The 20,791-nt window shown below is 70.8% G+C and carries 15 protein-coding genes and 1 pseudogene; 10 read left to right on the top strand and 6 right to left on the bottom strand.

All coding sequences use genetic code 11. The features are described 5' to 3' along the window. Positions 1-120 precede the first annotated feature (120 nt). Positions 121-1,266 (bottom strand): tRNA epoxyqueuosine(34) reductase QueG, encoded by a 1,146-nt coding sequence (queG, locus tag BLV01_RS02680; RefSeq protein ID WP_091793783.1) that lies wholly within the window; start codon positions 1,264-1,266, stop codon positions 121-123. Here queG and BLV01_RS02675 point away from each other — a divergent pair. From BLV01_RS02675 to BLV01_RS02645, 7 genes are all read left to right on the top strand, one after another. Continuing rightward, complete coding sequence (locus tag BLV01_RS02675) at positions 1,265-2,800, top strand: NAD(P)H-hydrate dehydratase (RefSeq protein ID WP_091793781.1); 1,536 nt, start codon at positions 1,265-1,267, stop codon at positions 2,798-2,800. The genes queG and BLV01_RS02675 overlap by 2 nt on opposite strands. Positions 2,801-2,807: 7 nt before the next feature. Continuing rightward, positions 2,808-3,332 (top strand): tRNA (adenosine(37)-N6)-threonylcarbamoyltransferase complex ATPase subunit type 1 TsaE, encoded by a 525-nt coding sequence (gene tsaE, locus BLV01_RS02670; protein WP_091794630.1) that lies wholly within the window; start codon positions 2,808-2,810, stop codon positions 3,330-3,332. A 146-nt stretch (positions 3,333-3,478) separates the two neighbouring features. After that, the gene (locus tag BLV01_RS27090) at positions 3,479-5,212 is read left to right on the top strand and encodes an N-acetylmuramoyl-L-alanine amidase (RefSeq protein WP_175485746.1); all 1,734 of its coding nucleotides are present in this window, start codon (positions 3,479-3,481) and stop codon (positions 5,210-5,212) included. 57 nt (positions 5,213-5,269) lie between these two features. Continuing rightward, on the top strand, positions 5,270-5,620 hold the full coding sequence (locus BLV01_RS02660) for a hypothetical protein (protein WP_091793777.1): 351 nt from the start codon (positions 5,270-5,272) through the stop codon (positions 5,618-5,620). Positions 5,621-5,734: 114 nt separating this feature from the next. After that, complete coding sequence (gene mutL, locus BLV01_RS02655) at positions 5,735-7,624, top strand: DNA mismatch repair endonuclease MutL (protein WP_091793775.1); 1,890 nt, start codon at positions 5,735-5,737, stop codon at positions 7,622-7,624. Further along, positions 7,624-8,646, top strand: coding sequence for a DUF1684 domain-containing protein (locus BLV01_RS02650; protein WP_091793774.1), 1,023 nt, complete (start codon positions 7,624-7,626; stop codon positions 8,644-8,646). Before mutL ends, BLV01_RS02650 begins: the two co-directional genes overlap by 1 nt. 419 nt (positions 8,647-9,065) lie before the next feature. Next, positions 9,066-10,127 (top strand): TraB/GumN family protein, encoded by a 1,062-nt coding sequence (locus BLV01_RS02645; protein WP_091793772.1) that lies wholly within the window; start codon positions 9,066-9,068, stop codon positions 10,125-10,127. A 390-nt stretch (positions 10,128-10,517) separates the two neighbouring features. Here BLV01_RS02645 and BLV01_RS25120 read toward each other — a convergent pair. The 5 genes and pseudogenes from BLV01_RS25120 to BLV01_RS02625 all read right to left on the bottom strand — a co-directional run. Next, positions 10,518-10,601 (bottom strand): annotated as a pseudogene (locus BLV01_RS25120) (4Fe-4S binding protein); the annotation flags it as partial. A 403-nt stretch (positions 10,602-11,004) separates the two neighbouring features. After that, positions 11,005-11,433, bottom strand: a complete 429-nt coding sequence (rnfB, locus tag BLV01_RS02640; RefSeq protein ID WP_217633446.1) for an Rnf electron transport complex subunit RnfB — start codon at positions 11,431-11,433, stop codon at positions 11,005-11,007. 81 nt (positions 11,434-11,514) lie between these two features. Next, on the bottom strand, positions 11,515-13,596 hold the full coding sequence (gene metG / locus BLV01_RS02635) for a methionine--tRNA ligase (protein ID WP_091793768.1): 2,082 nt from the start codon (positions 13,594-13,596) through the stop codon (positions 11,515-11,517). 215 nt (positions 13,597-13,811) lie between these two features. Further along, on the bottom strand, positions 13,812-14,252 hold the full coding sequence (locus BLV01_RS02630; protein ID WP_091793766.1) for a DUF2147 domain-containing protein: 441 nt from the start codon (positions 14,250-14,252) through the stop codon (positions 13,812-13,814). A gap of 216 nt (positions 14,253-14,468) precedes the next feature. Next, positions 14,469-17,462 (bottom strand): TonB-dependent receptor plug domain-containing protein, encoded by a 2,994-nt coding sequence (locus BLV01_RS02625; RefSeq protein WP_091793764.1) that lies wholly within the window; start codon positions 17,460-17,462, stop codon positions 14,469-14,471. 477 nt (positions 17,463-17,939) lie between these two features. On the opposite strand from BLV01_RS02625, the gene apbC reads away from it, so the two are divergent. The 3 genes from apbC (at position 17,940) to BLV01_RS02610 (ending at position 20,574) form a co-directional block, all read left to right on the top strand. Then, the gene (gene apbC / locus BLV01_RS02620) at positions 17,940-19,016 is read left to right on the top strand and encodes an iron-sulfur cluster carrier protein ApbC (protein ID WP_091793762.1); all 1,077 of its coding nucleotides are present in this window, start codon (positions 17,940-17,942) and stop codon (positions 19,014-19,016) included. A gap of 129 nt (positions 19,017-19,145) precedes the next feature. Further along, on the top strand, positions 19,146-19,718 hold the full coding sequence (dcd, locus tag BLV01_RS02615) for a dCTP deaminase (protein ID WP_057948085.1): 573 nt from the start codon (positions 19,146-19,148) through the stop codon (positions 19,716-19,718). Between the two features lie 343 nt (positions 19,719-20,061). After that, positions 20,062-20,574 carry an RDD family protein gene (locus BLV01_RS02610; protein ID WP_091793760.1) on the top strand — a complete coding sequence of 171 codons (513 nt, stop codon included), beginning with the start codon at positions 20,062-20,064 and terminating at the stop codon, positions 20,572-20,574. The last annotated feature ends 217 nt before the right edge of the window (positions 20,575-20,791 follow it).

Raw genomic sequence — 20,791 nt, 5'->3', positions numbered from 1 at the left:
GGGCGTCCGCGACGCCGCGGCGGCTACCTGTAGGAGCGGCGCGAGCCGCGACCGCGACAACGCAACGACGACGAAAGCCTCGACGTAGTTGCGTTGTCGCGGTCGCGGCTCGCGCCGCTCCTACAGGGAGGCTTCGTGCTTTGCGAGCGCCCACTCGACGTGCTCGCGGACCAGCTCGCTGGGATGCGATTGGCGCGAACGCAACGCAGCGATCACTTCCGGCGTCGTCGGCGCATTGCCCAACGCCACCGCGATATTGCGCAGCCAGCGCTCGTGCCCGCTGCGGCGGATCGCCGAGCCTTCGGTGCGGCGCAGGAATTCGTCTTCGTCCCACCCGAACAACTGCGCCAGCGTGGCGCGGTCGAGATCGTTGCGGGAGCGGAAGTCCGGCTCGTCGCTGCGCTTGGCGAACTTGTTCCAGGGGCAGACCAGCTGGCAGTCGTCGCAGCCGAAGATGCGGTTGCCGATCGGCTCGCGCAGTTCCAGCGGGATCGCGCCGTCGTGCTCGATGGTGAGGTAGGCGATGCAGCGGCGCGCATCCAGCCGGTGCGGCGCGACGATGGCCTGGGTCGGGCAGACGTCGATGCAGCGCACGCAGGTGCCGCAGTGCGCGCTGGCCGGCGCGTCGACCGGCAGCGGCAGGTCGAGGTAGATCTCGCCGAGGAAGAACCACGAGCCGCCGTCCTTGTCGATCAGGCAGGTGTGCTTGCCGATCCAGCCGAGCCCGGCGTTGCGCGCCAGCGCGCGTTCGAGCACCGGCGCGGAATCGACGAACACGCGGTGGCCGAACGGCCCGACCAGTTCGGCCAGGCGCTCGGCCAGCCGCTGCAGGCGCTGGCGCATGAGCTTGTGGTAATCGCGGCCGAGCGCGTAGCGGGCGACGTAGGCGCGCTCGCCGTCGGCCAGGGTGGCCCAGGCCTCCTCGTCGTCGCGGCGGCCGTAGTCCAGCCCGACCGAGATCACCCGCACCGTGCCCGGCAGCAGTTGCGCCGGGCGCGCGCGCAGCTCGCCGTGGCGCGCCATCCAGTCCATCGAACCGTGCAGGCCGCGTTCGAGCCAATCCAGCAGATGGGCCTCGTCTTCGCCCAGCTCGATCCCGCTGATGCCGCAGCGCTGGAAGCCGAATTCGCGCGCCAGCGCGCGGATGCGCTGGGCCAGCGCCGAATAGTCGGGCGCCGGCCGGCCGCCGGGATGGCCGGGCGGGTCGGGAGAACTGGGGCTGGCGTCGATCTGGCTCACGATGCGGCAAGTATAGAATCCAGGCATGTCCCGGTCCGCCGAAACTGAAGGCAACTCCGCCGGCGCCCGCGCCGCGACCCCGCTGTGCCCGCTCTACGACGCCGCCGCATTGCGCGCGGCCGAGCGCGCCGCCGCCGCCGCGTCGGGCGATGCGTTCGCGCTGATGCGCCGCGCCGGCGAAGCGGCCTGGCGCGAGTGGCTGGACCGCTGGACCCAGGCCTATTCGCTGCTGGTGGTGTGCGGGCCCGGCAACAACGGCGGCGACGGCTACGTCATGGCGACCCACGCGCAACGCAACGGCCGCCGGGTGAGCGTGGTGCGCTTGCGCGAACACGCGCCGCGCGGCGACCTCGCCCAGCGCGCGGCGGCCGAATACGCCGAAGCCGGCGGCGCGACGATCGAGTTCGACGGCGCGCTGCCGCCGGCCGAGGCGATCGTCGACGCCTTGTTCGGCATCGGCCTGTCGCGCCCGCCCGATGCCGCGTCCGCGGCGCTGATCGAGGCGATCAACGGCCATGGCGCGCCGGTGTTCGCGCTCGACGTTCCCAGCGGCGTCGATGCCGATTGCGGCGCGGTCGCGGGCCGCGCGGTGGCGGCCGACTGCACGCTCGAATTCATCGCCCGCAAGCGCGGGCTGCGCACCGGCGCGGCGCTGGACCATGCCGGCGAACGCATCTTGGCGTCGCTGGGCGTGAGCCTGTCCGAACACGCGGTGTATCCGGTCGCCGAGTGGCTGCGCGCGCCCGATCTGGGCCGCTGGCTGCGCCCGCGCCGGCGCGACAGCCACAAGGGCCGCAACGGCCGCGTGCTGTGCATCGGCGGCGACCACGGCCACGGCGGCGCCTTGCTGCTGTGCGCGCAGGCGGCCTTGCGCAGCGGCGCGGGCCTGGTCGATGCGGCGACCCGCGCCGATCACGTCGCGCCGTTGCTGGCGCGCCTGCCCGAGGCGATGCCGCGCGCGGTCGAGTCCAGCCAAGACGCGCGCGCCGCGCTCGACGCCGCCGATGTGATCGCGATCGGCCCGGGCCTGGGCACGCAGGAGTGGGGCGCGCATCTGTTCGCCGCCGCGCTGGCCAGCGCCAAGCCGCTGCTGCTCGACGCCGATGCGCTGAACCTGCTGGCCGCGCAGCCGCGCGCCTTGCCCGCCGATTGCATTCTCACCCCGCATCCGGGCGAGGCCGCGCGCCTGCTCGGCAGCGACACCGCGCGCGTGCAGGGCGATCGCTACGCCGCGGTGCGCGCCTTGAGCGAGCGTTACCGCTGCGCGGTCGTGCTCAAGGGCGCGGGCACGCTGGTGCACGCGCCGGGGCAGAACGTGCGCGTCGTCGGCGCCGGCAATCCGGGCATGGCGGTCGGCGGCATGGGCGATGTGCTCAGCGGCGCGATCGCCGCGCTGCGCGCGCAGGGCCTGGATGCGTTCGACGCGGCCAGTTGCGGCGCGCTGCTGCATTCGGCGGCCGGCGACCGCGCCGCGCGCGACGACGGCGAACGCGGCCTGCTGCCGAGCGACCTGATGCCGTGGCTGCGCCGCTGCGCCAATCCGCGCGCGGATGAGCGATGATTTCGCGATGAGTCACGACGTCCGTTCCGAATTGCGCCTGCACCTGGCCGATGCCGACGCCACCGACGCGCTCGGCGCCGCGCTCGCGGCCGCGCGCGCGAACCTGCCGACGAACGCGCCGCCGCTGCACGTGCACTTGCACGGCGACCTCGGCGCGGGCAAATCGACCTTGGCGCGCGCGTTGCTGCGCGCGCTCGGCGTGCAGGGCGCGATCCGCAGCCCCACCTACACCCTGGTCGAGCGCTATGGCTTGAGCGACGGCGGCGAGGCCTGGCACCTCGACCTCTATCGCATCGGCGACGCCGGCGAGCTGGAGTTCCTCGGCCTGGACGGCGGCGAGGCCTCGCTGTGGCTGATCGAGTGGCCCGAGCGCGGCCGCGGCTGGCTGCCGCCGGCCGACCTGCGCATCGACCTGGCCGTCGACGGCGACGGGCGCAGCGCCCGCTTGCGCGCCGCCAGCCCGGCGGCGCTGGCCTGGCTGGAAGGAGTCGCATCCTCGGCTGCGACTGCGGCATTCACAGGCACGGGCTAAGCGCGTTTGCGGCCGACTCCTGAACGATTCCCTAGGAAGTAACGGCAGGTCCCGGATTTGCAAGGAAAAAATACTTGCAATTCCACTATTGCGGTGCTTGACTTACGCCCATGCGAGTCAAGGGGGCCACCGTTCAGAAAGTCCTGATGGGCCTGGCGCTCCTGGCAGCGCTGGCCTGGAATCTCGCTCATGCGAGCGAAATCAAGGGCTTGGAACTGCGCAACGGTGCCACCGGCACCCGTGCCGAGATCGCCCTCGACGGCGCCGGCCAGTACAAGGTCATCAGCCTCAAGGGCCCCGACCGCCTCGTCGTCGACCTGCCGGCCTCGCGCCTGGGCAAGGGCGTCAAGCTGCCGGCCGCTGCCGGCGTGATCAAATCCGTGCGCGTCGGCGAACCGCAACCCGGCACCGCGCGCATCGTCTTCGACCTCGTCCAGCCGGTGGCGGTGCTCAAGCCGCATATCGAGCAGGGCGCCGGCGGTCCGCGCCTGGTGCTGGAATGGCCCGGCGACGGCAGCGAGCCGGCGGTCGTCGCGGCGAAGGCGCCGACGCCCGCGCCGACGGCTTCGGCGCCCACCGCAACCGCGCCCGCTGAGGTCGCAGCAGCGGTACCGGCCCAGGCCGTGGCGAACGCCGCGCCCGGCGCCGAGCCGGCCGATCCGGCGTTGGCGTCCAACGCCGCCACCAGCAAGCTGATTTCCGAACTCGCCGCGCGCGGCGCCGCGGGTGCGCCTGCGCCGATGCCGCCGCACACCGCCCAGCCTGCGGGCGCGCCGGCGGCCGGCGTCCCGGCCGTCGCCAACGCCCAGGCGGCCGCGGTCGCGTCCGCGCCGCCGCCCAACGGCGCGCAGCAGGCCGCCAACCAGGCCGCGTTCGAACAGGCCGCGCAGGCGCCGGTGCCGACCACGGTCGCGACCGGCGTCCCGACCCGGATCGCCACCGGCGTGCCCACCCGCATCGCCACCGGCGTGCCGACCCCGATGCCGGGCTCGGCCGCGGCCAATGCGGCGGCCAACGCCAACCCGACCGCCGCCGCGCCCAGCGCGCCGGCGAACGAGCCCGCGCCGCCGGCCGGCGCGGTCAAGACCCTCAAGGACGTCATGCGCGGCCGCGGCATGCGCCCGCTGATCATCGCCATCGACCCCGGCCACGGCGGCCAGGACCCGGGCGCGATCGGCCAGGGCGGCAAGCGCGAGAAGGACGTGACCCTGGCGATCGGCCGCGAGCTGGCGCGCCAGATCAATTCCACGCCGGGCCTGAAGGCCTACATGACCCGCGACACCGACGTGTTCATCCCGCTGCCGCGGCGCGCCCAGCTGGCGCGCCAGGCCAAGGCCGACATGTTCGTCTCGATCCATGCCGACGCCGCGGAAAACCGCAGCGCGCGCGGCTCGTCGGTGTACGTGCTCTCGCTCAAGGGCGCGACCTCGCAGCGCGCGCGCTGGCTGGCGGACAAGGAAAACGCCTCCGACCTGATCGGCGGCGTGCGCCTGCAGCAGACCGACAACACCCTGGCCTCGGTGCTGCTCGACCTGACCCAGAGCGGCCACATGAAGGCGTCCGAGGACGCTGCCGCGCACGTGCTCGAAGGCCTGCGCGACGTCGGCAACAACCACAAGCCGCACGTGGAGAAGGCCAACTTCGCGGTCCTGCGCACCTCGGACATGCCGGCGATGCTGGTGGAGACGAATTTCATCTCCAATCCGGAAGAAGAGCGCCGCCTGACCGATCCCTCGCACCAGCGCGCGCTGGCGCGGGCGGTACTCGGCGGGATCAACAACTACTTCACCCGCCAGCCGCCGCCGGGCTCGCTGTACGCGGCGCGCGCCGAAGCGCAGCAGGCGCAGGGCGGCGGGTTCGGCGGGGGCGGCAGCCCCTGACCGCGCTCGCCGGCGCAGGCCGCGCGGCCGCCAAGCCCGCGGTTTGAGCGAACCTCGATGAGCGGCGACGACAGCGCACCTGCCGACGCGGTCGCCGACGCCGAATTGATCGCCGCGATCCGCCAGCGCCTGGCCGGGCGCGGCAGCCTGTGGATCAACCAGCGCTATTGGCACCAGGGCGAACCCGCGCAGCGCGAGTACTTCCTCAAGCCCGCGCGGCGCGGCGCCGTCGACGGCGCGACCCTGCTCGGCTTCGACGACTGGCAGGACCGCCACGAGGACGCCGTCGATCTCTACCTCAGCTACCGGCGCCTGAGCTTCGACACGCTGGCGCAGGCCCTGGCCTACACCTTCGCGCAGCTGCCGCTGCGGCCGCACGATCTGCGCGCGGCCGCCGCCCGCGGCTGAGCGCGGCGCCGGCGCGACCCTGCGCAGCGCAAGCAGCGGATCGCGCCGGCCGGACCCGGCGGCTATCATCGATCCCCAATCCCCCGCGGTGCCTGCGCGCACCGGAACGCCGCCGTGACCATCCGCCAGCTCCCCGATACCCTCATCAACCAGATCGCCGCCGGCGAAGTGGTCGAACGGCCCGCGTCCGTGGTCAAGGAGCTGGTCGAGAACGCGCTCGACGCCGGCGCGCGCCGGGTCGACATCGACCTGGAAGAAGGCGGGGTGCGGCTGATCCGCATCCGCGACGACGGCAAGGGCATCGCCGCCGACGAACTGCCGCTGGCGGTGTCGCGCCACGCCACCAGCAAGATCGCCTCGCTCGACGACCTGGAAGGCGTGACCACGCTGGGCTTCCGCGGCGAGGCGCTGCCGTCGATCGCCTCGGTCAGCCGCTTCTCGCTGTCGTCGCGGCGGATCGGCGAGGACCGCGGCGCGGTGCTGGAGATCGACGGCGGCCGGCTCGGCGAAGTCGCGCCGAAGCCGCATCCGCAGGGCACCACGGTCGAGGTCCGCGACCTGTTCTTCAACGTGCCGGCGCGGCGCAAGTTCCTGAAGGCCGAGCGCACCGAGCTGGGCCACATCGAGGAATGGTTGCGGCAGCTGGCGCTGGCGCGTCCCGACGTGGAACTGCGGGTGTCGCACAACGGCAAGCCGACCCGGCGCTGGAAAGGCGAGGGCGATCAGATCGACCTGGGCCTGTCGGACGTGCGCATCGGCGAGGCGCTGGGCGAGGAATTCGCCCGCAACGCGCTGCGCGTGGACCACAGCGGCGCCGGCCTGCGCCTGCACGGCTGGATCGCGCAGCCCGCGTACAACCGCGCCAGCGCCGACCAGCAGTACCTGTACGTCAACGGCCGCGCGGTGCGCGACCGCAGCATCGCCCACGCGGTCAAGCAAGCTTATGCGGACGTGCTGTTCCATGGCCGCCAGCCGGCCTACGTGCTGTTCCTGGAGCTGGACCCGCGCCGGGTCGACGTCAACGTGCATCCGGCCAAGCACGAGGTGCGCTTCCGCGACGCGCGGCTGATCCACGACTTCGTCTACCGCACGCTCCACGACGCGCTGGCCGAAACCCGCGCGGGGACGCTGCCGTCGGCGCAGACCGGCGAGGCCGGCGCCGGCTATGGCGCCGACGCGTCCGCCGCCGCGCCGCCGTCGCAGGCGGGCATGTACCAGTACCGCCCGACCGCGCCGCTGGCGCTGCGGGTGCAGGAGACCCAGGCCGGCTATGCGGCGCTGTACGGCAACAACGGCGGCGCTGGCGGCGGCGCGTCCGCGGGCAGCTATGCGGGTGGCTCCGGTGCGGGCGCAGGCTACACCGGCGCCGGCAGCGCCTACGCCGCGGCGCCGGCGCTGCCGCACAGCGACGACGAGACCCTGCCGCCGCTGGGCTACGCCGTCGCCCAGTTGCACGGCATCTACGTGCTGGCCGAGACCGCCGAGGGCCTGATCGTGGTCGACATGCACGCCGCGCACGAACGCATCGGCTACGAGAAGCTCAAGTTCGCCCACGACCACGAAGGCCTGCGCACCCAGCCGTTGCTGGTGCCGGCGACCCTGGCGGTGTCCGAGCGCGAGGCCGAGGTGGCCGAGCGCGAAGAGGCGACCCTGGTCGCGCTGGGCTTCGAGGTCACCCGCGCCGGCCCGCAGTCGCTGGCGCTGCGCGCGGTGCCGGCGTTGCTCGCCCACGGCGACGTCGAGGCCTTGCTGCGCGACGTGCTGGCGGACCTGCGCGAACACGGCGAATCGCGCCGGGTCGGCGCGGCCCGCGACGAGTTGCTGGCGACCATGGCCTGCCACGGCGCGGTGCGCGCGAATCGGCGTCTCACTTTGCCGGAAATGAACGCCTTGCTGCGCGAGATGGAGGCGACCGAACGCTCCGGTCAATGCAATCATGGGCGCCCGACCTGGGCCCGCTTCACCCTGTCGGAAATCGACCGCTGGTTCCTGCGAGGGCGCTGATGACCGCCGCTGTCCGTTCGTGCGCCGTGGCCGTCGCCGGCCTGCCTCCGTTCCGATCCGGCGCGCCGCGCTGGCTGTTGTGCGCGGCCGCCGCGCTGGCGCTGGCCGGCTGCGGCTCGCCCGAACAGCAGGCCCGCGCCGAGCGCGAGGCCGAGCGCGCGGTCCACGCCAACCAGGACTTCCAGCGCGACCAGCAGATCTGGCGCGAGCAGCGCCACCGCGAACTGCTCAAGCCCGACGGCTGGACCAGCCTGGTCGGGCTGCATCCGATCGAGCCGGGCGCGCATTACTTCGGCAGCGACGCCGACAACGGCATCCGCCTGGGCGTCGGCCCCGGCCACATCGGCCTGCTGAACCTGGACAAGGGCCGGCTGCGCTTCGTGCCCGAGCGCGGCCTGGCGCTGACCCTCAACGAGCAGCCGCTCAAGGGCGCGGCGGTGCTGCTGGCCGACGATTCCCCGGCCGGCCCGACCCGGATCGGCTTCGACGAAGGCCGCGGCGTGCTGACCGCGATCAAGCGCGGCGGCCGCTGGTACCTGCGCGTGCGCCACGCCGACGCGCCCAGCCGCACCGGCTTCAGCGCCATCGAGTACTGGCCGGCGAGGCAGGACTGGAAGCTCAGCGCCAAGTTCGTCGCCCATCCGGCCGGGCAGACCATCGAGGTCGCCAACATCATCGGCGTGGTCGAGCCGACGCCGAATCCCGGCGCGGTCGAGTTCGAGCGCGACGGCCGCAGCTACCGGATCGAGGCCCTGGACCAGGGCGGCGAGGAGCTGATGCTGGTGTTCGCCGACCGCACCAGCGGCCACGGCAGCTACAGCGCCGGGCGTTTCCTCGACGTGCCGCGGCCGAATCCGCAGGGCAAGGTCACGGTCGATTTCAACAAGGCCTACAACCCGCCGTGCGCGTTCACCCCGTTCGCGACCTGCCCGCTGCCGCCGCAGGGCAACCGGCTCGACCTGGAGGTCACGGCGGGCGAGAAGACGTATAAGGCGGCCGCCGGGGCGGCGCACGCGTCTTGAGGGCTGGGCGTCGCAGCGGCGGTGGAGGTCTGCGAGCGCTAGCCTGAGCGGGTTTTTGGTGGTGGCCGCTACTCTGAGACGAGAGCGTCGGGCCTGAAGGCCCTCCCACAACGGCGTCCGTGCGGTCGGGTGTCGTCGCGCCGCTTTCCGGCCGTCATCCCCGCGAACGCGGGGATCCAGAGACTTCAGCGTCCTGCTTCGATCATTCCCCGACCGGATTCGGCGGCGCCCAAGCGAACATCCGCAAGGCGCGTCGCCGCCGAACGCCCCGAGTCGCCGCGCCGCATGCGAATGCCGGCGTTTACGGGTCCGTAATACGAAGCGCGAGGCCGACGCCTTACACTGGGCGCCCGTTCTCTCGCGCCGCCGCCGCTTCGTCCTGCGCGGCCGTCCGCCCATCTTCGAGGTCTGCGTCGCCCATGCGGTTGCTCAAGCTGTTCGTCCTGCCTTTGTGCGCCGCGGTCGCGCTGAGCGCGCCGCTGACTTCGGCCACCGCGACCGGCGCGGTCGCCCAGGCGGCCCAGGCCGCGGCCAAGCCGCCGCCGGTGCCGCTGCTGTGGCGGGTCTCCGACGCCGACAACGCGGTGTTCCTGCTGGGCTCGTTCCACCTGCTGCGCGCCGACGACTATCCGCTGTCCGACGACATCCAGCGCGCCTTCGCCGGTTCGGAAAAACTGGTGTTCGAGGTCGCCCCCGACGAGATGTTCGACCCGTCGGTGGGCCAGCGCTTCCTGCAGCGCGCGCGCTACCAGGACGGCCGCACCCTGAGCCAGACCCTGCCGGCGGACCTGCGCGAGAAGCTCAACCGGGTGCTGGCCAAGAACGGCCGCTCGCTGAGCCAGGTCGACAGCCTGGAGCCGTGGTTCGTCAACCTGTCGCTGGTGCTGGGCGTGTCGCAGTCGCTGGGCTTCAGCCCGCAGTTGGGCCTGGACCAATACCTGATGCGCCAGGCCGCCGAAGCCGGCAAGGGCGCCTCGGGGCTGGAGAGCATGGACCACCAGCTCGACGTCATGGACGCCAGCCCGGCCGACGAGCAGGTCAAGGCGCTGCGCGAGTTCCTCGACCAGCCGACCGAAGTGCCGGGCATGCTCGAAGAGATGCACACCGCCTGGCGCGAGGCCGACCTGGCCAAGCTCGACCAGAAGGCGCGGGTGGAGATGCTGGAGAAGACGCCGCAGACCTACCGCATCGTCAACGTCGAGCGCAACGAGGCCTGGGTGCCGCAGATCCAGAAGCTGCTCGACGAGCAGAAGAAGGGCGACACCCTGGTCGTGGTCGGCAGCCTGCATTTGCTCGGCAACGACGGGTTGGTCGAGCGCCTGCGCGCGAAGGGCTACAAGATCGAACGCATCTGCTCGGCCTGCGCGGCCGGCACCGCGGACCTGGCGCCGATGCCGGCGCCGGCGCCCGCAGCGGCGCCGCCGGTGAAGCTGACGCAGGACGACCCGCGTGAGAGCAGGAAGGCCGAGCCCAAGCACTGACCCGCGAAGGTTCCTGCGCGTCTTGTAGGAGCGACGCGAGTCGCGACCGCGACAACGCAGCTGCGCCGAAACGTTCATCGTGGTTGCGTTGTCGCGGTCGCGACTCGTGTCGATCCTACAGGTAGGCCGCGTCGATCGCGCGGGTTTCAGGTCGCAGGTTCGGCCAGCACGATGCACTCCACCGGACAGGGCCGTCACGCACAGCTCGCAGCCGGTGCACAGCGGTTCGATGCCCGAGCGCTGACCTGCGAAGGTTCCTGCGCGTCTTGTAGGAGCGACGCGAGTCGCGACCGCGACAACGCAGCTACGCCGAAACGTTCATCGTGGTTGCGTTGTCGCGGTCGCGACTCGCGTCGCTCCTACAGGTAGATCGCGTAGGCTGCGCGGGTTTCAGGCCGCAGGTTCGACCAGCACGATGCAATCCACCGGGCACGCCGGCACACACAGCTCGCAGCCGGTGCACAGCGGTTCGATGCCCAAGCGCTGACCCGCGAAGGTTCCTGCGCGTCTTGTAGGAGCGACGCGAGTCGCGACCGCGACAACGCAGCTACGCCGAAACTTCCATCGTGGTTGTGTTGTCTCGGTCGCGACTCGCGTCGCTCCTACAGGTAAGTCGCGTAGGCTGCGCGGGTTTCAGGCCGCTGGTTCGACCAGCACGATGCACTCCACCGGACAGGGCCGTCACGCACAGCTTGTAGCCGGTGCACAGCGGTTCGATGCCCAAGCGCTGACCCGCGAAGGTTCCTGTGCGTCTTGTAGGAGCGACGCGAGTCGCGACCGCGACAACGCAGCTACGCCGAAACTTCCATCGTGGTTGCGTTGTCGCGGTCGCGACTCGCGTCGCTCCTACAGGTAGGTCGCGTCGATCGCGTGGGTTTCAGGCCGCTGGTTCGACCAGCACGATGCAATCCACCGGGCACGCCGGCACGCACAGCTCGCAGCCGGTGCACAGCGGTTCGATCACGGTGTGCATGTGCTTGGCGGCGCCGACGATGGCGTCGACCGGGCAGGCCTGGATGCACTTGGTGCAGCCGATGCAATCGGCTTCGACGATCAGCGCCAGCGGCGGCCTCGCCAGGTGGCGGCCGCGTTCGCGGTCGAACGGCTTGGCCGCCACGTCGAGCAGTTTCGCCAGCGCGCGCGCGCCGTCGTCGCCGCCCGGCGGGCAGCGATCGATGTCGGCCTCGCCGCGCGCCATCGCCTCGGCATAGGGCCGGCAACCGGCGTAGCCGCACTGGCCGCATTGGGTCTGCGGCAGCAGGCGGTCGAGGCGTTCGGTCAGGTCCATGGGCGGGCGTTGGCGGATGGAAAGCGGGAGCCGGCAAAACCCGGTCGGCTCGGCCAGGGCCCTGGCCGTCTCGCGCCTTCTATTGGCTGGATCGCGGTTTCAGCGCACCGGCATGCCCGGCTGCGCGCCCGCGTCGGCGTCGAGCAGGAACAGGCCGCCGCCGTCGAAGCCGGCCGACAGGATCATGCCTTCGCTGACGCCGAAGCGCATCTTGCGCGGGGCGAGATTGGCGATGAACACCACGCTGCGGCCGACCAGCGTCTCGGGCTGCGCGTAGGAGCCGCGGATGCCGGAGAAGATCTGGCGCTTGCCCAGCTCGCCGGCGTCGAGTTCGAAGCGCAGCAGCTTGTCGGAGCCGTCGACGAACTCGCAGGCCAGCACCTTGCCCACGCGCAGGTCGAGCTTGGCGAAGTCGTCCAGGGCGATCGTCGCCGGCGCCGCGCCGGCGGCATCGGCGGGCTTGGCCTCGGCCTTGGGCGCTTCGGCCTTGGCCGCCGGCTTGGCGGGCTTGGCCTCGACGGCGGTGGCGGCGAGGGATTCCTTGCTGGCTTCGATCATGGCTTCGATGAGTTTCGCGTCGATACGGGTGAACAACGGGGTGTAGGCGCCGATGACGTGCGCGCGCAGCGGCTGGGCGAGGTCGTGCCAGTGCGCGACCGGCGCGGCCAGGAAGGCCTCGCTCTGCGCGGCCACGCGCGGCAGCACCGGCTTGAGCGCGGCGGCGAGCACGCGGTACAGGTTCAGGCCCTGGGTGCACACCGCCTGCAGCTCGGCGTCGGCGCCGTCTTGCTTGGCCAGCACCCACGGCTTGCGCTCGTCGATGTACTTGTTGGCTTCGTCGGCCAGGGCCATGGCCAGGCGCAGCGCGGTCGCGGCTTCGTTGGCCTCGTACGCGGCGGCGATCGGCGCGAGCTGCTCGACGAAGCGCGCGTACATCGCCGGGTCCGGCAGCGCGTCGGCGAGGCGGCCGTCGAAGCGCTTTTCGATGAAGCCGGCGCAGCGGCTGGCGAGGTTGACGAACTTGCCGACCACGTCGGAGTTCACCCGCGCGACGAAGTCGGCGAGGTTGAGGTCGATGTCCTCGACGCCGCCGCTGGTCTTGGTGGCGAAGTAGTAGCGCAGGGCCTCCGGGTCCAGGCCCTGGTCGAGATAGGTGCGCGCCTGGATGAAGGTGCCGCGCGACTTCGACATCTTCTCGGCGTTGACCATCAGGTAGCCGTTGACGTGCAGCCGGGTCGGCGCGCGGAAGCCCGCGCCGTGCAGCACCGCCGGCCAGAACAGGCCGTGGAAGGTGACGATGTCCTTGCCGATGAAGTGGTGCAGTTCGGCCTGGCTGTCGCGCGCCAGGTACGACCAGAAGTCCAGGCCCTTGCGCTCGCACAGGGACTGCAAGCTGCTGAGGTAGCCGATCGGCGCGTCGAGCCACACGTACAGGTACTTGCCCGGGTGGCCGGGAATCTCGAAGCCGAAGTAGGGCGCGTCGCGCGAGATGTCCCAGGCGCGCAGGCCGCCGTCGGCGTCGAGCCATTCGTGCAGCTTGGCGCGCACGCCGGGGACGCCGACGTCGCCGGCGAGCCATTCGCGCAGGAACTGCTCGAAGTGGCCGACCTCGAAGAAGAAATGCTCGGAATCGCGCAGTTCCGGGGTCGCGCCGCTGACCACCGAATGCGGCTCCAGCAAGTCGGTCGGCGCGTAGGTGGCGCCGCAGTTCTCGCAGTTGTCGCCGTACTGGTCGGGGGTCTTGCAGTTCGGGCAGATGCCCTTGACGTAGCGGTCGGGCAGGAACATGCCCTTGACCGGGTCGAACAGCTGCGCGACCGAACGCTTGGCGATGTGGCCGTTGTTGTCCAGGCGCGCGTAGATCGCCTCGGTGAGCTGGCGGTTGGCGGCCGAGTGGGTGGAGTCGTAATGATCGAAGGCCACGCCGAAGTCGGCGAAGTCGCGCTCGTGGCGGACCTGGATCTGGGCGATGTAGGCCTCCGGCGTCGTGCCGGCCTTTTCCGCGCCGAGCATGATCGGCGTGCCGTGGGTATCGTCGGCGCAGACGTAGTGCACCGTGTTCCCGGCCATGCGCTGCGCCCGCACCCAGATGTCGGCCTGCATGTAGCCGACCAGGTGGCCGAGATGCAGGTCGCCGTTGGCGTAGGGCAGGGCGTTGGAGACGACGATTTCGCGGGACATAGACGGGTGCCGTAGGTGGTCGTGGATTATGGCATGGGCGGCCGCGGGGGCCGGGCGGGTGGCTCTTGTGGGAGGGCCTTCAGGCCCGATGCTCTTGTTTCAGATCGCGGCCACTGATCGGAAGGCATCGGGCCTGAAGGCCCTCCCACAAGAGGCCGAAAACGAAGAAACCCGGCCGAGGCCGGGTTTCCGCTGCACGCATGCGGGCCGGCCGGTCAGGGTTCGTGGCGCATCCAGGTCTGGCTGCGGCCGATCAGCGAGAAGCCCATGAAGCCGCGCACTTCCAGCTTCTTGCCGCCGTCCTGCGGGGTGACCTTGACCGAATAGACCTTGCCGCTGGCCGGATCGAGGATCTTGCCGCCTTCCCAGGTGTCGCCGCTCTTGCGGATGCCCCACAGGATGACCATGCCCTTGACCGGCTTGCCCTTGCGCTCGCCGTCGCACTTGTCGCAGGTCGGGTTGGGGCCGTGCTCGGACTGCAGCACTTCGTTGACCCGGCCGGCGAGGCTGCCGTCCTTGGCCTCGTAGATCTCGACGACCGACTTGGGCTTCTGGGTCTTGTCGTCGATGGTGGTCCAGGACCCGACCGGCGTGGCCTGGGCGAACGCCGCCGCCGGCAGCGCGAGCAGCAGCAGGGCGAGCAGTTGTTTACGCATGTATCCCCTCCCAGAGACGTGAGCGTGATGGCCGCGCGCCTTGGGCCGGCGCTGCGGGACGGGTTCTTTATACCGCATCCGCAAAGGTATGGAAGCGGCGCGCGGGGCGCGTTCAGGCCGGCCGCGGCGAATGCGGCGCGCGCGGGCGGCGAAAACGAAAAGCCCGGCAGGTGCCGGGCTTTTCGCTGCAACGGTGGAACGGTCCCGACCGGGCGGTCAGAACTTGTAGCTGGCCCCGAGGTAGAGGTAGCGGCCGATGTTGTCGTAGTTCGAGTTGTCCTCGGTCTCGCCGAAGTAGCCCAGCGGCGGGTCCTTGTCGAACACGTTGTCGGCGCCGACGTACAGGTCCAGCCCGGTGCCCGGGACCTTATAGCCGACCTGCAGGTTGTGGTAGGTGTACGAGCCGTTGCGGATCGGGCTCACCTGGCCCGGGTTGGACGCGTAGCTCCACGGCTCCACCCGCAGGTTGGTGTGGATGTAGCGCAGGTCCCAGCTCGCGCGCCAGTCGCCGCGCTTGTAGCTGGCGTTGAGCGAGGCGCGCCAGCGCGGGTCGGCGACGTAGTTCAGGTATTCCCGGTAGTCGTTGGGGAAGTCCTGGAACGACCATTCGCGCGAGGTGATCAGGCGGGTGCCGACGAAGCGCAGCGCGGCCTGGCCGCCGAGGGCCTGGAAGCGGTAGTCGGCTTCCACGTCGACGCCGGCGCGGCGCGAGCGCGCCACGTTCTCGGTCAGCGCGATCCAGTTGGAGATCGAGCCGGCCGGGAACGCACGGCCCTGGCCGTCGACCAGGCCGCCGGCCGGCGCGCGCTGGATCATGCCGCAGAACTTGTTGCCGATGCCGCCGGGCGAATCCACGCAGCGCGTCGCCAGGGCTTCGGCGCTGACCGCGTCGATCGCGTCCTTGAGGTTGACCCGCCAGTAGTCCACCGACAGGCCGAAGCCTTCGAAGAACTCGGGCTGCCAGACGAAGCCGTAGGAGAACGAACGCGCCGTCTCCACCTTCAGGTCCGGATTGCCGCCGCTGGTGCCGGGGAAGCGGCCGCCGTAGTTGTCGTTGAAGTCGGCCGGCAGGCCGAGCGCGGCGCAGTTGCGCGCGCGCAGCGCCGGATCGGCGGCGGTGTTGACCGAGTTGCGGCGGCCCGGGCGGACGTCGCAGGGGTCCCAGATGGTGGCGAAGTTCTGCGTCGCCGGGTTGAACAGCTCGCCGATGTTCGGCGCGCGCACCGCCTGGGCCAGGCTGGCGCGGACGCGGAAGGAGTCGTTGACCGCCCAGTCCAGGCCGACGTTCCAGGTCTTGGTCTCGCCGACGGTGCTGTAGTCGGAGTAGCGGCCGGCCACGTCCATGCTCAGGCGCTGGATGCCCGGCAGGTCGGCCAGCAGCGGGATGGTGGTTTCGGCGAAGACTTCCTTGACCGTGTATTCGCCCTTGCGGCTCGGAATCGCGTTGAGGAAGGTCAGGCCCTGCGCGGCCAGCGGATCGGTGATCTCCTGGCTGCTCTCCTTGCGCCACTCCACGCCGCCGGCGAAGCCGACGCCGCCGGCCGGCAGCTCGAACAGCGCGCTGTTGGCGACCGAGGCGCTGAACACCTTTTGGGTCAGCTTGGTGCGGTTGCGGGCGTCGTAGTTGAACCAGTCGGCCGCGCGCGGATCGACCGCGCCGTTGCCGAACACCTGGAACGGCACGCAGCCCTGGCGCGCGATCTCATGGTAGCGCTGCTTGGTGTTGGGGTTGATCGCGTTGGGATCGAGCGAGACGCGGCAGACGATGTTGCCGTTGGCGTCGCGCACCGCGTCCATGCCGGCCTGCCAGCGCTCGTTGATGCGGTTGTTGAGGTTGAGCCGGTCGATCTCGGTCTGGCCGTAATTGGCCGAGACCTCGTAGCTCCAGTTCTCGTTGAGGAAGCCTTCCAGGCCGGCGACGTAGCGCTGGGTGGTGCGCTCGACGTCTTCGCCGCGGCGGCCGGCGTCGACGTTGAAGCGCGAGACCTGCAGCGCCTGCGCGGCGTTGTCGGGATCGCGCAGGCCGTTGGCGTCCATCAGCGCGGCCAGCTGCGGCGACAGATAGGCGTTGTCGCGGCGGATGCGCAGCGGCTGGTCGAACGCCGGCTGGGCGTTGAACTGCGACTCGGTGCGGGTGTACTTGCCTTCGAAGAAGAACTTGTGGTTCTCGTTGATATCGAAGTTGACCAGCGCGTTGACGCTGTAGCGGTCGAACGCGGGTTGCAGGTCGGCGACGTTGTTGAGGTCGACGAAGTCGCAGTTCACGCAGGTGTTGGCGCCGTCGCGCGGGCCGTCGTAACGGGTCGGGCGGAAGCTGCCGTTGTCGTCGAACTGGTAGCGCTTGCCGCCGGCGTCGAAGGTGCCGCCGTAGGAGATGCTGGAGTTGCCGCCCGGGCCCATGAACACGCGCTGCGGATTGTCCTGGGTGGACGGACGGCTGCGGTCGTAGGCCGGGTTCGGCATGCTGATCAGGTTGCGGCGGCCGATCGCGCGGTCGCCGCGGCCGAAGTTGTCCTGCTTGCTGTACTCGGCCGAGTACACCACGCTGCCGCGGCCGCCGGCGAACTCGTTGCCGCCGGTGAAGCTGAAGAACGAGCGGCTGAAGTCGCCTTCGCTGGCGTCGCCGGTCTGGCCGCGCAGTTCGTAGCCGTCGAACTTCTTCTTCATGATGAAGTTGACCACGCCGGCGACCGCGTCGGCGCCGTAGACGGCCGAGGCGCCGCCGGTGATCACTTCCACGCGCTCGATCAGTTCCACCGGGATGGTGTTGATGTCGACCGAGGTCGAGCCGGACACGCCGCCGACATGGCGGCGGCCGTTGACCAGCACCAGGGTGCGCGAGGCGCCCATGCCGCGCAGGTCGAGCAGGCCCAGGCCGGCGGTGCCGATGGCGCGGGTCGAATTGCCCATGGTGTAGGTCGCCGACAGCTGCGGCAGGGTGGTCATCAGGTCGGAGATGGTGACCGCGCCGGTGGCGCGGATCTCCTCGGCGCTGATGCCGACCACCGGCGAGGGCGTGACGAAGCCGATGCGCTTGATGCGCGAGCCGGTCACGGTGACCGCGTCGATGTCGGTCGGCGCGGCGGCGGCGCCTTCGGCCGGCGCGGCCTGCTGGGCGCCGGCGGCGCCGGCGGCGGAGAAGGCGATCGCGGACACGAGCGCCGCCGTCAGCCTGCTGCGGTGCAGGCCGAACGAATTGGGTACTGCCATGGTGTTTCCCCTAGCTGGAAAGTAATGCGCGAACGCGGGCGCTGCCGCGTCGATCTACGTGTTTTGGTTGCCTTCCTTGGTTTTAACAGTTCCTTTACGAAACTGAACTTAACACGCAGCTAACATTCGCTTTCTGGCATGGCGGGTTGGTTGCCTTTGCCCAATTCAGTTTTTCAACTGATTGAATTATATGAATTGATTGTTCAGCTTTCGGGCGAGTGGGCAAGATCGCGTTGCATTCGCGCCGGGCAAGCAATGCGTGTATTCGTCACGCATGAACAGGGCGTCCGTTTGTTTAATGCAATTTCAAGTTGCTTTGTTCAGTATTTCCCGGGGTGCGCGCAGGCCACCGCCGCCGCGCGCCGCGGCGCCTGCCGCCCGGCCAGGCCTTAACATGTACGCCGGCCGCGACGCGGCATCCCTGTAACGAGTCCCCATGCGCACACACCTTCTTCCGCGCCCGGCCGGATCGCCGGCATGAGCGAGCACCTGCATTCCCCGTTGGCCGCGACCCTCGCGGCCCTGCCGTTGCCCGATACCGACCTGAGCCTGGCCGACAGCGGCGCGCGCGTGCGCGCCGGCGCGGCCGAGGGCCGGGTGGCGGTGTCGATCCAGGCCGGCTTCGCCCTGGACGGCCTGCGTCCTGGGCTGGAAGCGTCGATCGCCGCCGCGCTGGCGCCGCAGGGCCTGGCCCTGGCCAGCCTGGAGCTGGTCGCGCGGATCGTCTCGCACGCGGTCCAGCCCAAGCTGTCGCCGCTGCCGAACGTGCGCAACCTGATCGCGGTCGGCTCGGGCAAGGGCGGGGTCGGCAAGTCGACCACCGCGGTCAACCTGGCCCTGGCCCTGGCCCTGGACGGCGCCCGCGTCGGCGTGCTCGACGCCGACATCTACGGCCCCAGCGTGCCGACCATGCTCGGCGTGCACGGCAAGCCCGACAGCCCCGACGGCAAGCACATCGAGCCGCTGCGCGCGCACGGCATCGAGGCGATGTCGATCGGCCCGCTGGTCGAGCAGGACACGCCGATGATCTGGCGCGGGCCGATGGCGACCTCGGCGCTGACCACCTTGCTCAACGACACCCAGTGGAGCGAGCTGGACTACCTGATCGTCGACCTGCCGCCGGGCACCGGCGACATCCAGCTGACCCTGGCGCAGAAGATCCCGGTCGCCGGCGCGGTGATCGTGACCACGCCGCAGGACGTGGCCACCCTGGACGCGCGCAAGGCGCTGCGGATGTTCGAGAAGGTCGAGGTGCCGGTGCTGGGCCTGATCGAGAACATGGCCGTGCACGTGTGCTCGAACTGCGGCCACGCCGAGCATCTGTTCGGCGAAGGCGGCGGCGCGCGCATGGCCGCGCAGTACGGCGTGCCGCTGCTGGGCAGCCTGCCGCTGGAGATCGCGATCCGCGAGCACGGCGACGCCGGCGTGCCGGTGGTCGCGGCCCAGCCCGATTCGGCCGCCGCGCGCGCCTACCGCGGCACCGCGCGCCGGCTGGCGGCGGAACTGGCGCGGCGCCCGCGGGTGGCGCCGTCGATTTCCGCCTCGCTGCTGTAACCGCGCGGCGCCGGTCCGCCCGGCCCGGCGCCGCCGCGGCAGCCCGTACAATCCCGGATCGGGCGCCGCCGGCGCCCGCGTCCCCCGAGTTCATCGCGCGGCCCGGCCGCGCCCCCGAAGGAACACCGCATGAGCATCAAGTCCGACCGCTGGATCCGCCGCATGTCCGAGCAGCCCGGCGGCATGATCGAGCCGTTCGAACCCGGCCAGGTCAAGCAGTCCGCCGACGGCCAGCGCATCGTCAGCTACGGCACCTCCAGCTACGGCTACGACGTGCGCTGCTCGCGCGAGTTCAAGGTGTTCACCAACATCAACTCGACCATCGTCGATCCCAAGCACTTCGACAGCGGCAGCTTCGTCGACGTGGAATCCGACGTGTGCATCATCCCGCCGAACTCGTTCGCGCTGGCGCGCACGGTCGAGTACTTCCGGATCCCGCGCGACGTGCTGGTGGTGTGCCTGGGCAAGAGCACCTACGCGCGCTGCGGCATCATCGTCAACGTGACCCCGCTGGAGCCGGAGTGGGAGGGTCACGTGACCCTGGAATTCAGCAACACCACGCCGCTGCCGGCGCGCATCTACGCCAACGAGGGCGTGGCGCAGATGCTGTTCTTCCAGTCCGACGAGGTCTGCGACACCTCCTACCGCGACCGCGGCGGCAAGTACCAGGGCCAGACCGGCGTGACCCTGCCGCGCACCTGAGCCGCGGCCGGCCCGCCCGGTCCGTGGGCGCGGCGTCGCGCCGCATCGGCCGGCGCGGTTTCGCCGCCGGGCTCGGCCGTCGCCGACTGCGAGGGCGCGCGTTGCGCGCCCTCGCTCGTTTCTGGCCCGCGATCGCGGCCGCTAGCCCCCTCGGCCGGCGCCGCGGCGGTGCGCGGATCGCCGCCGAGCGCGCACCGGGCGCGCCACGAGCGTGGCTGCGGCCAAGAAAAAGAACGCATTGGGATGCGTTGAACCGGCGCTGTCCCTGTTATCTTTCCCGTGCCTCAACCTGGGCCGGCGCGACGGGGAATCGCCCGGACCCATCCCACCAAGGAGTAGACGAATGGACCCGCAAAACCCTTACCAGAGCCCGCAGTCGCCGCTGATCGCCCCGAACGGCGGCGAGCAGGAACTGGCCGACCGCGGCATCCGCCTGGTCGCCGCGATCATCGACGGTGTGATCTTGATGGTGCTGTTGGTGCCGCTGATGTTCATCGGCGGCTACATGGACGCAGTGATGCAAGCCGCGCAGACCGGTCAGCAGCCTTACGGCCTGCAGATCGCCTGGGGCGTCGGCGCCCTGCTGCTGTTCTTCGCCGTCCAGTACCTGCCGCTGAGCCAGAGCGGCCAGACCTGGGGCAAGAAGGTCATGAAGATCAAGATCGTCGACCAGGACGGCAACAAGCCCGACCTGGTCACGCTGATGGGCAAGCGCTATCTGTTCCAGAACGGCATCGGCCTGATTCCGTGCCTGGGCGGCCTGATCTCGCTGGTCGACGTCCTGATGATCTTCCGCCAGGACCGCCGTTGCCTGCACGACCAGATCGCCGGCACCCGCGTGGTGGTCGCGCGCTGAGCGCAGCCTGACGAGCCGTCATGAAAACGCGCCGGCGCTCGATGCGCCGGCGCGTTTTTTTATGCCTGTCGCGCCGGCGGCGCGGCGATGCGTCGTGTCGCGGCGGGCGTGGACGTGGCGTTTGCGCGGTCGCGGCCGCCGTCGCGGCTCGCTTCGCAACGGCTTCCTGTGGCAGCGGCGCAAGCCGCGACCGCGACAACGCAGTTGTGACGCCAAC

Origin of the sequence: Lysobacter sp. yr284 (assembly GCF_900107375.1) — a bacterium.
In the GTDB taxonomy this organism is placed as follows: Bacteria; Pseudomonadota; Gammaproteobacteria; order Xanthomonadales; family Xanthomonadaceae; genus Lysobacter.
The sequence above is the reverse complement of the archived record's forward strand: the minus strand, read 5'-3'. Positions and strand labels throughout refer to the sequence as shown.